Origin of the sequence: Mycobacterium kiyosense (assembly GCA_021654635.1) — a bacterium.
In the GTDB taxonomy this organism is placed as follows: Bacteria; Actinomycetota; Actinomycetes; order Mycobacteriales; family Mycobacteriaceae; genus Mycobacterium; species Mycobacterium kiyosense.
This window is the reverse complement of record AP025179.1, coordinates 3,844,598-3,858,489: the sequence shown is the minus strand read 5'-3', so window position 1 is coordinate 3,858,489 and position 13,892 is coordinate 3,844,598. Positions and strand designations below refer to the sequence as shown.

At 64.7% G+C, this 13,892-nt stretch carries 19 protein-coding genes and 1 pseudogene; 14 read left to right on the top strand and 6 right to left on the bottom strand.

Going from position 1 to position 13,892, the window contains the following annotated elements; genetic code table 11:
- Window positions 1-10 precede the first annotated feature (10 nt).
- Both istB and L6444_RS31210 read left to right on the top strand, forming a co-directional pair.
- Window positions 11-898, top strand: a complete 888-nt coding sequence (gene istB, locus L6444_RS18055; RefSeq protein WP_236976343.1) for an IS21-like element helper ATPase IstB — start codon at window positions 11-13, stop codon at window positions 896-898.
- 17 nt (window positions 899-915) lie between these two features.
- Window positions 916-1,056, top strand: a pseudogene (locus L6444_RS31210) (DUF7340 domain-containing protein); the annotation flags it as partial.
- Between the two features lie 595 nt (window positions 1,057-1,651).
- Here L6444_RS31210 and L6444_RS30715 read toward each other — a convergent pair.
- From L6444_RS30715 to L6444_RS18035, 5 genes are all read right to left on the bottom strand, one after another.
- The gene (locus tag L6444_RS30715; protein ID WP_459551861.1) at window positions 1,652-1,828 is read right to left on the bottom strand and encodes a DUF433 domain-containing protein; all 177 of its coding nucleotides are present in this window, start codon (window positions 1,826-1,828) and stop codon (window positions 1,652-1,654) included.
- Window positions 1,829-1,990: 162 nt separating this feature from the next.
- The gene (locus L6444_RS18050; protein WP_236976339.1) at window positions 1,991-2,326 is read right to left on the bottom strand and encodes a hypothetical protein; all 336 of its coding nucleotides are present in this window, start codon (window positions 2,324-2,326) and stop codon (window positions 1,991-1,993) included.
- A gap of 248 nt (window positions 2,327-2,574) precedes the next feature.
- On the bottom strand, window positions 2,575-2,913 hold the full coding sequence (locus tag L6444_RS18045) for a helix-turn-helix domain-containing protein (protein WP_236976337.1): 339 nt from the start codon (window positions 2,911-2,913) through the stop codon (window positions 2,575-2,577).
- A 79-nt stretch (window positions 2,914-2,992) separates the two neighbouring features.
- Window positions 2,993-3,826 (bottom strand): zinc finger domain-containing protein, encoded by an 834-nt coding sequence (locus L6444_RS18040; RefSeq protein ID WP_444980221.1) that lies wholly within the window; start codon window positions 3,824-3,826, stop codon window positions 2,993-2,995.
- Window positions 3,823-4,014: a hypothetical protein gene (locus L6444_RS18035; protein WP_236976335.1), complete on the bottom strand. Its 192-nt coding sequence runs from the start codon at window positions 4,012-4,014 to the stop codon at window positions 3,823-3,825. The genes L6444_RS18040 and L6444_RS18035 overlap by 4 nt, the downstream gene beginning before the upstream one ends.
- 428 nt (window positions 4,015-4,442) lie before the next feature.
- Here L6444_RS18035 and L6444_RS18030 point away from each other — a divergent pair, with 428 nt between their 5' ends.
- From L6444_RS18030 to L6444_RS17975, 12 genes are all read left to right on the top strand, one after another.
- Window positions 4,443-5,573, top strand: coding sequence for a tyrosine-type recombinase/integrase (locus L6444_RS18030; RefSeq protein WP_236976334.1), 1,131 nt, complete (start codon window positions 4,443-4,445; stop codon window positions 5,571-5,573).
- Window positions 5,570-6,052 (top strand): hypothetical protein, encoded by a 483-nt coding sequence (locus tag L6444_RS18025; RefSeq protein ID WP_236976333.1) that lies wholly within the window; start codon window positions 5,570-5,572, stop codon window positions 6,050-6,052. Before L6444_RS18030 ends, L6444_RS18025 begins: the two co-directional genes overlap by 4 nt.
- A gap of 85 nt (window positions 6,053-6,137) precedes the next feature.
- On the top strand, window positions 6,138-6,317 hold the full coding sequence (locus tag L6444_RS18020) for a helix-turn-helix domain-containing protein (protein ID WP_236976332.1): 180 nt from the start codon (window positions 6,138-6,140) through the stop codon (window positions 6,315-6,317).
- A gap of 194 nt (window positions 6,318-6,511) precedes the next feature.
- Complete coding sequence (locus L6444_RS18015; RefSeq protein ID WP_236976330.1) at window positions 6,512-6,670, top strand: hypothetical protein; 159 nt, start codon at window positions 6,512-6,514, stop codon at window positions 6,668-6,670.
- A gap of 276 nt (window positions 6,671-6,946) precedes the next feature.
- The gene (locus L6444_RS18010; protein ID WP_236976329.1) at window positions 6,947-7,393 is read left to right on the top strand and encodes a helicase RepA family protein; all 447 of its coding nucleotides are present in this window, start codon (window positions 6,947-6,949) and stop codon (window positions 7,391-7,393) included.
- Window positions 7,363-7,923 (top strand): hypothetical protein, encoded by a 561-nt coding sequence (locus L6444_RS18005; RefSeq protein ID WP_236976328.1) that lies wholly within the window; start codon window positions 7,363-7,365, stop codon window positions 7,921-7,923. The genes L6444_RS18010 and L6444_RS18005 overlap by 31 nt, the downstream gene beginning before the upstream one ends.
- A gap of 68 nt (window positions 7,924-7,991) precedes the next feature.
- Window positions 7,992-8,453 (top strand): helix-turn-helix domain-containing protein, encoded by a 462-nt coding sequence (locus L6444_RS18000; protein WP_236976327.1) that lies wholly within the window; start codon window positions 7,992-7,994, stop codon window positions 8,451-8,453.
- Window positions 8,450-8,761: a hypothetical protein gene (locus L6444_RS17995; RefSeq protein WP_236976326.1), complete on the top strand. Its 312-nt coding sequence runs from the start codon at window positions 8,450-8,452 to the stop codon at window positions 8,759-8,761. Before L6444_RS18000 ends, L6444_RS17995 begins: the two co-directional genes overlap by 4 nt.
- A gap of 332 nt (window positions 8,762-9,093) precedes the next feature.
- Window positions 9,094-9,369, top strand: a complete 276-nt coding sequence (locus L6444_RS17990; protein WP_236976324.1) for a hypothetical protein — start codon at window positions 9,094-9,096, stop codon at window positions 9,367-9,369.
- Window positions 9,370-9,623: 254 nt separating this feature from the next.
- Window positions 9,624-10,715: a phage major capsid protein gene (locus L6444_RS17985; RefSeq protein WP_236976323.1), complete on the top strand. Its 1,092-nt coding sequence runs from the start codon at window positions 9,624-9,626 to the stop codon at window positions 10,713-10,715.
- A 33-nt stretch (window positions 10,716-10,748) separates the two neighbouring features.
- Complete coding sequence (locus tag L6444_RS17980) at window positions 10,749-10,934, top strand: HNH endonuclease signature motif containing protein (RefSeq protein ID WP_309297853.1); 186 nt, start codon at window positions 10,749-10,751, stop codon at window positions 10,932-10,934.
- 39 nt (window positions 10,935-10,973) lie between these two features.
- Complete coding sequence (locus tag L6444_RS17975; protein ID WP_236976322.1) at window positions 10,974-13,235, top strand: hypothetical protein; 2,262 nt, start codon at window positions 10,974-10,976, stop codon at window positions 13,233-13,235.
- 50 nt (window positions 13,236-13,285) lie between these two features.
- Here L6444_RS17975 and L6444_RS17970 read toward each other — a convergent pair whose 3' ends face one another.
- Complete coding sequence (locus tag L6444_RS17970) at window positions 13,286-13,882, bottom strand: hypothetical protein (protein WP_236976321.1); 597 nt, start codon at window positions 13,880-13,882, stop codon at window positions 13,286-13,288.
- Between the last annotated feature and the right edge of the window lie 10 nt (window positions 13,883-13,892).

Below are 13,892 nucleotides of genomic sequence, written 5' to 3'. Positions count from 1 at the left end.
CGACTGGATCATGAGCACGGCCACGAAAGTCACCAACACCCTGCGCCGCCAACGCGGGATGACCCCACAAGCGGCCCAAGCCGCCGTCGATTCCGCATGCCGACGCCTGCGGTTGCCGACCGTGCGTGCGGTGATCGACGAAGCAGTGAAAGTCGCCGAGCGTGAACAGCTCACCTACCACGGCTTCCTCGCCGAACTGCTCCTGGCCGAATGCGATGACCGGGACCGCCGATCCACCTTGCGGCGAGTCGCAGCGGCCGGGTTTCCACGTCAGAAATGGTTGGGCGACTTCGATTTCGACGCCAACCCAAACATCAACGCCGCCACCGTACATACCGTCGCCCAAGGCGATTGGATACGCCGAGGCGACCCGCTCTGCCTGATCGGCGACTCGGGCACCGGCAAGTCCCACCTGCTCATTGGTGTGGGCACCGCCGCCGCCGAGCAAGGCTTCCGCGTCCGCTACACACTGGCGACCAAACTGGTCAACGAACTCGTCGAGGCCGCCGATGAAAAGCAACTCGCCCGCACGATCGCCCGCTACGGCCGCGTCGATCTTTATGTATCGACGAACTCGGCTACATGGAACTCGACCGCCGGGGGCGGGTTGCTGTTCCAAGTACTCACTGAACGCGAGGAAAAGGCGTCAGTAGCCATCGCATCCAACGAGAGTTTCTCCGGCTGGACCAAAACCTTCACCGACCCCCGACTCTGCGCCGCGATCGTCGACCGACTCACCTTCCACGGCACCATCATCGAAACCGGCACCACCTCATACCGGCTCAGCCATACCCGCGGTAGCAGCTCGCGATCACAGCCTACGAAGACGCCTGAGCCACCACCTCCTCGCCGAGGTGGTCCCGAATCAAGCCGTCACAGTGGTCCTGAGTCAGGTTGACATAGAGAGCCGGCGAACTCGTCCGCGTTCCAGCACTACAGATCGTCACCGAGACCGGCTGCACCTGCCAGGTCTGCCGACACACCTGGGGCCCGGGCCTGTTCATGCACCTGGCGCGGGTACTCGGATTCGGTGCGCCCACGGGCGTACTCGAATAACCCAAAAAGTTACCCCGCGCGGCGCGCGGGCCGAATTTGGGGCTAACGGGGAGTCAGAATAGTCGCTCTTGTTGGCGTGTTGGTGGTCGTCTCTTCGGTTTGGAAGCCTCGGGATGATTTGGGTTCTCGGATGCTGTACGACGGACTTCATCAAGGCGGCGTTTCAGGTCCACTCGCCTGAATGATGTTCGCGTGCAGGTGAATAGCGCGGGGCCAGGTATAGCAATCAACCCGGTGATGTGTCGCCACTGGCTCATCACGATCTCAAGTTGACCCCACTTGGTCGCACCGTCGGTGCCGGTGAGTGCGACAAGTCTGAGACCGTGATCCTGGATCAGCGCTGAAGCAGACGGTGGTCAAGGATGTTGCTATCGCGAGTAATTGCTATCCAATGCTGCTTAGCGACAAGTGGAATCCACTGACGATCCTTCCATCTTGGTTCGGGCACAATGCATTTCGGCCTCACGCGATTGTGTATTACAGCGCCAGGGTCGCCAGGGAGTGGACAAATGACCTTCGCCAACCCGAGAATGTCTGCGTCGAAATAGAACTGAACTTCCGACTTCTTGCGAGCCATCACTGCAGGCCTCGACCCCTATGCGGCGTTTCGTTCCTGCTCAAATGCAATAGCTAATCGGACATCACGGACGGGTAAGTCGAAGTCCTCGGCGATCTCGGATGCGGAAGCTCCTGACTCTGAGTACTCGAAGATAACCGCGGTGCTAATACCGTCCACTGACGGTTGACCGGATCGCTGCTCGGGGTCGATCACCACAGGGGACTTTGAGCCCGCAGGCCGCCACGCGTCGACGACGCCGCCGGCGAATTCGACACGATCGAGAAAGTACTGTCCTGGCGCAAGCAAGAGAGGGGTTGCTCACCAACCGGGGCGAACAACCAAAACTCGCGTGGGAGATCCACATATTCCTGGGCTTCAATGACAAGCTTTTTTGCCCGCCATCCAGGGGCGCTCGTGCGCAAGCGGGTACGCCACTCCGAACTTGTCGCGGAGGTACTTGATAAATTGTCGGACCTCGTCCAGCGGCACACTCTTCTTGCGGTATTGGCTGAGCAGACCTGCCTCCACGAACTCCGCCCAGGTCACAACCTTCTTGCCTGTGGGCCGATCCCGGATCACAGGTTCATAGGTCCGACCGCGGTAGGACTTACCTTCAAGCCAATAATGCAGCGTTGGCTGCGGCACGCAGAGCAACCGAGCCGCGGCAGCCTCGGTGTACATATCGCGCTCGAGTATCGACACGGGGCCCATTCCGCGATTGTGGCACGGGGAGCCGAGCTCTCGTTACTGGAGATCCACTGGACAGCAACGTCAGCCACGGGTACCAATCGGGAGGACTGTTGCGGCAGGAAATATCAGCTGTGCAGAATTGCACACCTGAACCCGACGACGTTGACGCGCTGGCCGAGGAATTGATCAACAGCGACCTGGAACGCTGCCCTAACGAGCAGTTGCCGCCGCTGCCTGAGAACTAACAGCACGCGGATCCCGCCGAGTACTTACGGACCCTGATACCGGACGCGTCTGCGTGCCCGGGGCGACAATCCGTCGATGATGGAATTCGCCGGCCTAGTCGGCGCCGGCTCGGGCTCCCTGAGGGTGTTGCTGCAGCGTTCGATCAGTTCCGCGACGTGCGCCTCGGTCATCCGCCAGGTCCGTCCGATCTTGTACCCGCGCGCTTCTCCTCGGTTCAGCCGGTCGGCAAGCCAGCGGCGTCCATCTTTCAGCTCTGCAGGCAGGATCATCGCGGCAACCTGCTCAAGGCTGTAGGTCCTGAATGCGGCGGCATCAGATATCTGATCCGGCCCGTGCGGAAGTGCATCGGAGGGTTCGTCCACGCTGGGCCACGCTACCTCCGTCGACAACGGGGGCCACGTTGCATACCTGCCCCCGTCCACATCGTCACCCTTGCCGTTGTCAGCAATCTGGCACGGCCTCACCCAGCGCGGCGTAGAGCCTCTCGATCGACTGCGCATCTTTCGTGGCCAGTACGAACGCCCGAACAAGCCGCGCCCGCAGATCTCGTCGGCGCTTGCTCAGCACCTGAGCGTTGTACACCCGCAGACAGTCCACGCAATCCCCGTCACGCCAAGACATTCCAGTGTCTAGATCCTCGTATTCATCGGCGCGCACCGGGGCCGGCGCCAGATACTCAGGCTTGAGCCGTTCCGCCCGAGCCAGCGTGTGGTCACCAAGCAGCTGATGGGTGCCCCCGCACAGCGTGGCCACCTGCCGCTGGCCCGCCTGCCGAGCGGCGGCCTCGTCGCTGACCCGCCACAGGTGGCGCAGGTTCGGATTCTGCGGAAACGCGGCGCGGTACTCCGGGCGCAGCCGTTCGAGGTCGGTCAGTTGCTCCATTTGCGTGCGAGGCGCATCGCCGAGCGCCAGGGCCTGTTCGCGCTCGTCGCTGTCCCGATACGAGCACGAGTGCGGGATCAGAAGCGCGTGCCTGGTGACGACCGCGCAGTGCGAGCACTTGAGCGAGCCGACCCACCGCCGCCGCCACCTGTCGAGTGGGTCAAAGGGTCCGCGTTCTGCTTTGGCCTGTTTGTAGGTACGCAGCTGGCCGCACTGGCAGCACAACGCCTGCTTGACCGCCGGCGGGGGCGTGGGGTTCGCCGCCGCGGTACGACGGCGGTGCGGCCATTCGGCTTCGCGGACGCTATTGCGGGTCACACACGGCCTGCCCGGCTGAGCACCGCAGAACGGGCACCCGTGGGCGAGGGCTGGGTGAGATTCAGTCGCGGTCATCGCGTCACCCACCCGTCGATCCGGTCAGCGGTAGCCACCACCGCCGCCGCCAACTCCCGGGCCTCAGCGGTGGTGAACTGATGCTCGCCGACCATCACCAGCGGCGGCTCCGGGTCACGGTCATCGTGACGACGGTGACCATCACCGACCCTGCCGTCCGGGAACTGGATAGCCGACCCGGTGACCAAGCAGTCCGCGACGGCGACGTCCGGCGTCCAAACGACGCGGTACTGGTGATCCCAATCTGCCCACGTGCTCAGTGTGTACGCGCCGGGGGCTGGGGGAGTGGTGGGTGTGGCACTGCTGCTAGCTCCCGTCTGTCGGGTTGCTAGCGCGGTAATTGTGTGGCCCACATTTGGCCCATATCGACCGATGCTGGTCTGAGAAACTCGGTCAGACCTGCGTGAAACCTGGTGCGCGATACTGGGATTGAAGTTGGCTGGCTGCGGTTTCTCGATCTGATGTCTGACCTGCAAAGAAGTCCTCTGATCAGGCGACACTCGGGACAGTATCGCGTGACATGAAATGACGCAAGCGGACACGGCGGTACAGTGATTGGGCACGTATCGGGCACGAGCGCGATACATTTCCGCGATACTGGACACTCGGAGAGCCCATGGCAGCCACCCGCGACAAACGGTCCTTCGCCACCATCCGCAAGCTGCCATCGGGCCGCTACCAAGTCCGTTACACCGGCCCTGACGGGATCCGCCGGCCAGCACCGAACACTTTCGCCGCCCGCATCGACGCCGAGGCCTACGTCGTCGCCAAGCGCCGAGACATCGACCGCAAGGTCTGGGACGCCACCGACGACGACCGCCCCGACCCTGTCACCTTCGGCGCCTACGCCGCCGGCTGGCTCGACGGCCGCCAAGTCGCCGGCCGCCCCATCAAGGCCCGCACTCGCGAGCACTACACCAAGATTCTCGATGACCACCTGTTGCCCACCTTCGGCAACCGGCAGGTGTCCTCGATCAAGCCGAAGGACGTCCGCGACTGGTACACCGCGACCCTGGCCGATCGGCCAACGCTGCGCAGCCATGCCTACTCGCTGCTGCGCACCATCATGGGAAGCGCGGTTACAGACGAGCTGCTCGACGCGAACCCGTGTCGGATCACCGGCGCAGGCCGCTCCAAGCGCGTGCACAAGATCCGGCCCGCATCGATCGACGAACTCGCCACCGTCACGGCTGCGATGCCCGAACGGCTGCAACTGATGGTGATGCTGGCGTCCTGGTGCGCGTTGCGGTTCGGCGAGACCGTCGAGCTCCGCCGCGGCGACATCGACTTGTCGGCTGAGGTGATCAGGATTCGACGCGCAGCCGTCCGGACTCAGGGGGAGTACGCCGTGACGACGCCGAAGTCCGACGCCGGCGTACGGGACGTCGCGATCCCGCCGCACATCATTCCGCAAATCGAGACGCATCTATCGAAATATGTTGGTGGAAAACATGATTCGCTGATCTTCGCGAACGAGTCAGGCGGGCACCTGCAGCCATCGACGCTGTACCGGCACTGGTATAAAGCGCGTGGAGCCGCGGGCCGCAAGGATCTCCGCTGGCACGACCTGCGCCACTCCGGCGCGGTGCTCGCGGCGGCGACCGGAGCCAGCCTCGCCGAACTCATGGCCCGCCTCGGCCACTCCACACCACAGGCCGCAATGCGCTATCAGCACGCCGCCCAGGGCCGCGACCGCCAGATCGCCGCTCTGCTCTCGAAGATCGCCGAGAACGGAGGTATGCCGTGACAGACACTCACCGGTACGAAGGTCTATGGCCGGGCATGGCGGAATGGTGGATAGAGCACCTCGATGAAATCCCGTTGGTGATCGTCCGTTGTGGGTACGGAAAACCGAAGTGTCGCAGGCCGATTGGTGAAGTGAAGTCGACCGGCCAAGGCCGCTACCTAGCGATGAGCAAGAACGAGCACCCCGAGCCGATCGTGGATTGGTATCCGCTGGCAGCGCCCACGGTCGCAGAGCTCGAGGCTGAGATCGCTGAGCGTGAGAGTCAAATTCTGAGATACGTCGGCACTGGTGCCGATCGCAAGATCGTCTTTCGGCGTCGGCCGAATCTGCCCCGCGCCGTTGCTCCGATCGAGTGCCTAGGCTTCTACTCGTGCCGCGATCATGGTGAAGTCACAATCGACAAAGTCCAGCTGGCCGCTCTGGTCGCAGACACACCGGGCGTTAAGCAGACATTTTGGGCGCATGCTGATTTAGACTGACACAACTAGTCCGGAGCGGTGCGCGAAACCCCTGCGAGGGGAACACGGTTGGGCTGCCGAAACAAGTCAAGGAGCTTGTTTCGACATGTCCGCGAAACGTCACCTCGCCCTCAACGACGCTGCCGAATATCTCGGCGTCAACCCGCGCACCATCCGCCGATACATCGCCGACGGCCGACTCACCGGCTACCGCGTTGGGCCCAGGCTCATCAAGGTCGACGCCGATGAACTCGACGCCCTTCTGCAGCCGATCGGGCGCGCATGAGGAACCTACGAAGGAGCCGCCTCACTGCCCGGGAGGCGGCTCCGTCAGAATCCACGGCAGCGGATCGCCCCCAGCATAACGGCGTGGCCGCGTGGAAACGGCGACGCGCTGCCCGCCGACGCGTCGCACCACTCGACTGCGGATGCCCAGATCCGTGGCCGTGCACATGCTCTCGGCCGCCGCTGTCAAACAAGATGATCGATGCGGGCCGCGATGCCGCTCTGCATCTCCTCAGGGCCGGCCAAGTGCCGCTTCTCAAAATCGAAGTGCTGCAATCGCTTTACCGACGCGGCGGTAACGAACGTCAACTCGCCGAGCTGTTGTTCGAAGCGAGCGGCGGCGAGATCGCATGACCGAGGACGACCTACTCGCTCGAGGTCGGGAGATCGCCGAGCGGCTACGGTTCGACGCCGTCGAGGCGTCCGCCGTGATTGTTCTCGATCAGGACGTCGACCCGGCGCCGTCGCCCGAGTATGGCGTCAGCGGCGCCGAGTTCGTGCTGGACACGCCGGCCGGCATTCCCGCGATCTGGGGCCGCGACAACTCGGTGCTGTGGTCGGCCGGTGAGGCGTTCATGCTGGCCGGCGGCCAAGGCCTCGGTAAGACGACGCTGGCCCTGGCGTTGGTGCGTGGAACTCCTCGGCCTCGGATCCGGTCGCTTGCTCGGTCTGCCCGTCAGCACCGACGTGGGCCGAGTGCTCTACCTCGCGATGGACCGCCCACACCAGATCGCGCGGGCCGCGGGCCGGATCTTCGGAGAGGCCGACCGCCAAGTGCTGGCCGAGCGGCTCCACGTGTGGCGCGGCCCGCCGACACGCGACCTCGCCGCCAACCCGGGCACGCTCGCCCGCATGGTCGACTACTACCGCGCAGGGGTTGTGGTCGTCGACTCCCTCAAGGACGCGGCCGTGAGCCTCAGCGAGGACCGCGTTGGCGCGCAATGGAACCGGGCACGACAAACCGTGCTGGCCCAAGGGTGTCAGATGATGGAGTTGCACCACACACCAAGAAACGCAACCCCCTCACACCACGCGGCGCCCCGTCGGTGGACGACGTCTACGGCTCAACATGGCTGACGTCGGGCTGCGGATCGGTCGTGTTGCTCGGCGGCGAACCCGGCGACCCGATCGTCAGCTTCCGGCACGTGAAGCAACCTGCTGATGAGGTCGGCCCCTACCGGCTTCTGCACGACCAGACCAGCGGGCAGATGACCGTCGATCACGCGGTCGATCTTGTCGCGCTCGTGCGCGCGTCAGGAGTCGACGGGCTGACGGCCAAGGGCGCCGCGCAGGCCATCACGGAGAAGACGACACCCTCGCGGGCCGACGTCGAGAAAGCCCGCCGCAAGCTCGACCAGCTGGCCGCGGCAGGGGTGTTGGTGCGCATCGAAGGCAGTCGCGGCGGTGGCGAGACGCGTCAGAGCACCGCGTGGTTCCTGGCTGAGAACCAATCACGCCCCATTCACGAAATCGGCAAAACCGCTGGTAGAGACGTCACGCCGCCTTTCCCCGATTCCGAGTATCACGCATCGATCACACCCATCACAAAGAACGGAGCAGTGCAAGAAGAGAAGTCACGCGAGCAATCACGGCAATCACGGCAATAGCAATCACGTTCCTACCCCCTCTCTTATAGAGAGGGGGGGTAGGGGAAACGATGAAAGGGACAAACCCCATGAGCCAGAACACAGACCCCACGTCAACCGCGCACACATCGCTGCCCGAGATGCTCGCCGCCCTGGCCGCCGCCCTCCCACCGCTACCCGGCGCCCGATGCCTCGGACAGTGGGAACTGTTCGACGCCACCAGCACCCCCTGGCGGAAACGGAAACCACCAGCAGCCGTCCGACAAGCCCGTCACGACGCCCTCGACGCCTGCGCTCAATGCCCGGCGCTGATGGCCTGCCGCGACTGGCTCGACAACCTCACACCAGACCAACAACCCCACGGCGTCGTCGCCGGCCGCATCATCCGCCCACCCGCCACCCCAACCGCCGCCGACCGAAAGACGCAGCGGGCAGAACGCTTCGCCGCGCTACACCAGAAAGGCCTGAGCTACCGCGCGATCGCCACAGCAACCGGCAGCAGCGCGGGCACCGTCCGCCGAGCACTCAACGAAAGGCAACCCACCGCATGACCGAACGCCAACCCCAACTGCAGATGCTCGACATCCAGATCGAACCAAACCACCAGGCGATCGGCGCGCAACTCGCACTCGGCCTACTCGACGCAAACCCCAAGCACGTCCACCGGGCACTCACCCGCGCCGCAGTCGCAGGACTGGACGCCACCCTGGCCATCCTCACCGTGCAGACCCGCAACCTGGTCGTCGCACTGATGCTGCTGCAGGGCTCGGACGCCACACGCGCAGCACTCCAACGCACCCTCATCGACGCCGACCTCGACGCGGACCCCGACAACAGCGACGGCCAGCTCTATGCATAACCGAGCATGCATATCCACGCCCAGCAAACCTGGTCGTTGCGCAACCTCCGCTGCAGCAAACAAGCCAGCGGCAAAACCGCAGGTCAGGGGTAAGGGGGTCCGCATCGCTCTGACCAGCACAAACGCCCCGCGGCCCGGTGGTGCGGCTGTTTTTTGCACAAAAGTGCTGGTGGGGGGGTTATTTGGGCCAGGGGGTGCCGTTTTGCAGCAAACCCTCTGCCTAGCGGAGCAAAATCCAACCCTGCTACAGCAAACCTTTAGCCGAAAATGGTGGATAAATTGAGGAGTTTTATGCACAGGACGTTGCATGAACGCGGGCCGGAGGCGGCAAAGTGATCCTGCCGGGGTACCGCGACGTTGAGCGCGGATTGCGGCTGGCGTTGGCCCGGCGCCGTGGCGATGACGACGTGCTGCCGCTGCTGGCCGCGGAGTGCGAGACCGCGGAGGACGTCGATCGGCTCATCTTGGCCCAGGCCGCCGCGCTGAATCATGTGCTCGATCGGGGGCTCGAGGATCCGGAGAAGTTCCTGGCAAATTGGATCGCGCTCGTGCGCCGGCTTGCCGACGACGAGGAGAATGCGCCGCATTGTCAGGGCGGCGACGTATGATCGGGGGGTCTCTTTCTGTGGGGATGTGGTGGGGGCGTCAGCCCGTCCGCCCCCGGGGTCGGTCCGTACAGCCGGCGCCCGGAGTGGCCAGCGGTCAAGCCCTCATCCATCGTCGCGGGGGGATAAGCCTTGGCCTTGACCAGCGGTACACGGGTCCGTCCTCCGGGGACCAGCCCAATCCGTCCGTCCTCCAAGCGAATCCACTTCAGTGCGCGCATTTCGCGCGCGGATTTGCGTCGAGGAGGCGCTGACAGATGAACCAATTTCGGGACCAACTGCGCAAGAGAGTCCATGACCTCGCGCAGAAGGCAATCGACGAGGGCCGCGATTTCACCCCCTCCGAGAAGAAGATCGTCGATGACGCGTTGGCGGCGTTGAAGGCCTACGACGCGGGTGCCGCGAAGACTTCGGACATCATGGGCCAGCTCGACGCGATGGCGGCTGAGGCCGGCGGCGATTGCGGCGGCACGGGTGGCAAGTTCCTGTCGTTCGGCAAGTCCTGGTCGGCCAAGGCGGCGTCGGGCCTCGGGCAGAAGGGGCTTGCGACCGGAAGCCCGGTGTTCGTCGACACCGAACTCACGGCCACGCCGATCCCGATGAACCGGCCCGCGACGTCGCTGCTGAACATCCTGCCGGTGAAGAAGCACGGCCAGCCCGCCTACCGGTATTTGAGGCAGTCGGTGAGGAGCAACGCGGCGGCCGTCGTCGCCGAGGGCGCGGTCAAGCCGACATCGACGTACACCATCGTGCCGATCGACGGCTCGCTGTCTGTCATCGCGCACCTGAGCGAAGGTGTCCCAAGGTACTGGTTCGTCGATGCCACCGAGTTGAAGACCTTCGTCGAGCACGAACTCGCCTACGGTATCCAGACCGCCGTGGAATCGAAGGTGCTGGCCGATATCAACGGCACCAGCGGCATTCAGACGCAGGCCTACGCCACCAGCCCCCTGGTCACGTTGCGCAAGTCCCTGACGAAGCTCGAGGCCCTCGGGTTCAGCCCCGCTGGCATCGTGCTCCACCCGCTCGACTGGGAAAGCGTTGAGCTTCAGGTGGCCTCCACCAACGCGATCGAGCACATGAGCCTGCCGTACGACGCGGCGAGTCGAAGACTGTTCGGCGTCCCGGTCGTCGTGGCCAACGTCGAGGCATCGGGCACGGGGCACGTCCTGGCCACAGGTGCCGTGGGCGTCGACACCGACACCAGCGGCGTGGCGCTGCAGTGGTCGGAGGTGAGCAACGCCACGGACTTCTCAACCAACACCGTTCGTGCTCGCTGTGAAGGCCGGTTCGGAACGTCGGTCTACCAGCCCCTCGGTGTCGTCAAGGCCACCCTGACGTCTTCGTAGGAGTCTCGTCATGCCATCTGCTCCGCCGCGCGTGTGTGGGCGGTGCCCGGCTGCCCGCGCCTGGTCGACGTCGTCGACCACATCGTCCCGTTGGCGGAGCTGCCGAAGGGCGACTCACGCCGCTACGACCCGTCGAATTTCCAAAGCCTTTGCCGCAAGCATCATTCCGAGAAAACGGCACAGGATAGCCGGCGGGGTAAGACCCGTCTGAGAGGCTGAAAACGGCATGTCGGACCGAGTAACTATGGATGAAATCGCATGAGCGACACCACAATTGGCTATGCTGTCCTTCAGATCATCCCCAGCCTTAAGGGTGTTTCGGAGGCGATCGAGAAGCAGATCGCGGGCCAGGTTATTCCGGTCACGGTTGAGCCGAAGTGGCCGGATTCTGGGTCGAGTGAGGCGAAGAAGCTCGACCAGTCGGTGCGCGATGCGGTCAAGAAGAAGCCGCTGGAAGTTCCGGTTGAGCCGAAGGTCGAGCCGGCGAAGGTTGAGAAGTCGGTCGCCGATGCGGTCAAGAAGTCGAAGCCGCCGCAGGTCCGGATTGAGACGAAGATCGACCCCGGCCCGGTCAAGAGGCAGGCGCAGGAGGCCAGTCAGGGTGTCGGCCAGGTGTTGCGCGACACGATCAACGAGGCGCTGCAGGACGCGGCCGATGACATGGATATGCCGGTCGATGAGCTGAAAAGGAAAATCGGCGAGAAAATCGGCGGCGCGATCGGCGAGACGATCGGAAAGGCGATCGGCAACAGCCCTGTGGGCGAGTGGCTGCGCAAAGTTGCGGACAATGTGACTCCGGCCGCCGAAGGCGTACGGGGTATGGCCGACGCTCTAGCCCGTATTAGGCAAGGGGACGCCAGCGGAGGGCTGCAGGGCGTGGCTAACGCCATAACCCAGATGGCGCCGGTCGCAAAGCAACTGGGTATCGACATCTCATCGTGGCCGCAGCCGCTCTCTGAAGCCGCCCAGAAAGCTGGGGAACTGCAAGGGAACTTCGTCAGAGCCAAAGCGGGAGTCCAGGATTTTGCCGGGCAGATCGAGGGCGTCACTCCCGGTATCGCCGCGAATTTGGCGAAGTGGGCAGGCCCGATCTCGGCAATTGTTCTCGCGCTGCACGAGGCGCAGCCTGCACTGGACCACCTGTCCGACTTGTTAAGCAACGATCCTGCTCGGTTCGACGCCGCAAACCGGTGGAAGGGGAACCCGCAGAATCTGCCGCCGACGCAGCGCAGCGTTGAGGACAACCCGCCGCCGGTGCCGGGCGTCAATCCGAGCAAGGGCTCACAGAGCCTGTACGACATTCCGGTCAGTCAAGGAGGACTAGGCCCCGAACTCCCCGGCCGCGCGTCGGGCGGCATGGCCGATGTTCTCAACGGGATGATCCGCGGCCCGGGCACTGGAACGTCGGACAGTATCCTCGGATTGCCGGCGACGGTGCGGGTGTCCAACGGCGAGTTCCTCACCAACGCTGAGGACACCGCGAAGAATCTCCCGCTGCTGCAAATGGTCAATGCTGGTGTGCCGCTGTGGGATTGGCTTAAGTCGCTGCCGGGTTTCGACTCGGGTGGCCTGGTCGCCGGTTCAGCGCAGCTCCGCAAGATCATCGCGGAACGTTTCGGGATCGCCGACATCGGCGGCTACCGGCCCGCCGACAAGTACGGCGAGCATTCCACCGGCCGTGCCCTGGACGTGATGGTCGGCAACGACAAAGCCAAGGGCGACGCTGTCAAGGACTTCGCGCTCGCGAATGCTGCTGCGATCGACCTGAAATGGGTGATCTGGCGGCAGCATCTCTACTATCCGGGCGGCGGCGGCTACGACATGGAAGACCGCGGCTCACCGACGCAGAACCACATGGACCACGTCCACATCTTCTCGGGCCCGGGCATCACCGGCGGCCTCCTCGGGGCTCTGCAAGGCTCGGGTGGCGCGACCAGGCCCGGCCAAGGTCGAGGTGATGATGCGGCCACCCCGGCGGGGCTCAAGGACGCGTCCACCGGCGCCGCGGCCGGCGCAACCCCGGCGTCGTCTGGGGCGGGCGGTTCGTCGGGCGGGTTCGCGCTGCCGACGTCGTTCAGCGACATGGCCGGATTCGGGCTCAGCAGCCTCGGCCAAGGTGTCGGCGCGACCCAAAGCGGTACCGACCTCAGTGTTTTCGGTCAAGCAGCTGGCGCCGCGGTGTCCGGCCAGGTAGGGGCGGCGCTTGACGCGTTCGGTGTCCCCAGCTCGCCCGGCTGGCTGCAGGGCATCTCGAAGTTCGTCAGCGGCATCTCGATCGGAGGTTCCGGCGGCGGTGGAGGTGGTGGTGCGACCCCGGCGTCGATGGTGCAGCCCGCGGCCCTCACCCCGGCCCCGGCCGCGGGGGCGGCGGACAGTGTGCACAGTGTCGGCGCTGCCCCGCGCCCTGGACCGCAAACGGTTTTCAACATCCAAACTGCCCGCGTCGAAGACGCGTTCGTCGTCGCGCAGCGCAAAGAAAGAGAACGGGCCGCAAGGAAAGTGGAGTGGGCGTGGGCGTGATGGCGGCCCCGAGCAGTTCGGATGCCCGGGGCCGCTCGTGTTCGTTGCGATCAGGCGGTCAGCCGCTCCATCTCATCAGCAGCCGCGACTAGGGCAACAGCCAACTGACGCGCATCAGTAATCGTGAGCGCCCCGCCGTCCTCCAGGCCGAAGACCGTCAGGTGCGGTCCATCAACGGCGCCGGTCTCGTCCTGCAAGCCATCGATATCGACCGACAAGCGGCCGGCGGCGTAGGTGGCCCACCGCACCGGCCGGCACTGGCGGCCGGTCTGCTTATCGATGCTGTTCCATCCGTCGACTGACTTGGCGCCAGCGGGTGGATGGATACGGGCAGAGAGTTCGGCATCGCGCTCGTTGGTAGCGATGTAGTCGCGCGCTTCGCCGACCAGCCATTCGCGGTAGGCGTCGGGAGTGCAGTCCCCGCCGCGGCGTTCCCATTCCTCAAGGTCAGCGACCTGCTCCGGCGTGAGCCGGCGTACGAGATCGCGCCATGTCTGGGTGGGGGATTCGGGAGTGGTGGTGTTGGTCATGGTGTGCACTTTGCCCGAATGGTCCGACAACCGACCCGCGCCGCAGGCGGCCGTGTGGGTGCCGATGCCATCGCAGCAGGCGTGGTAAGTCGAGTCGACGGGATAGTTGGTGGTCATGGGCAAACCC

Coding starts and splice junctions, on each gene's coding strand:
- L6444_RS18020 (WP_236976332.1), top strand. CDS start 6,138: ATGTCCGCGAAACGTCACCTCGCCCTCAACGACGCTGCCGAATATCTC.
- L6444_RS17970 (WP_236976321.1), bottom strand. CDS start 13,882: ATGACCACCAACTATCCCGTCGACTCGACTTACCACGCCTGCTGCGAT.
- L6444_RS17985 (WP_236976323.1), top strand. CDS start 9,624: ATGAACCAATTTCGGGACCAACTGCGCAAGAGAGTCCATGACCTCGCG.
- L6444_RS18030 (WP_236976334.1), top strand. CDS start 4,443: ATGGCAGCCACCCGCGACAAACGGTCCTTCGCCACCATCCGCAAGCTG.
- istB (WP_236976343.1), top strand. CDS start 11: ATGAGCACGGCCACGAAAGTCACCAACACCCTGCGCCGCCAACGCGGG.
- L6444_RS18000 (WP_236976327.1), top strand. CDS start 7,992: ATGAGCCAGAACACAGACCCCACGTCAACCGCGCACACATCGCTGCCC.
- L6444_RS18050 (WP_236976339.1), bottom strand. CDS start 2,326: ATGGGCCCCGTGTCGATACTCGAGCGCGATATGTACACCGAGGCTGCC.
- L6444_RS18015 (WP_236976330.1), top strand. CDS start 6,512: ATGATCGATGCGGGCCGCGATGCCGCTCTGCATCTCCTCAGGGCCGGC.
- L6444_RS17975 (WP_236976322.1), top strand. CDS start 10,974: ATGAGCGACACCACAATTGGCTATGCTGTCCTTCAGATCATCCCCAGC.
- L6444_RS18040 (WP_444980221.1), bottom strand. CDS start 3,826: ATGACCGCGACTGAATCTCACCCAGCCCTCGCCCACGGGTGCCCGTTC.
- L6444_RS17995 (WP_236976326.1), top strand. CDS start 8,450: ATGACCGAACGCCAACCCCAACTGCAGATGCTCGACATCCAGATCGAA.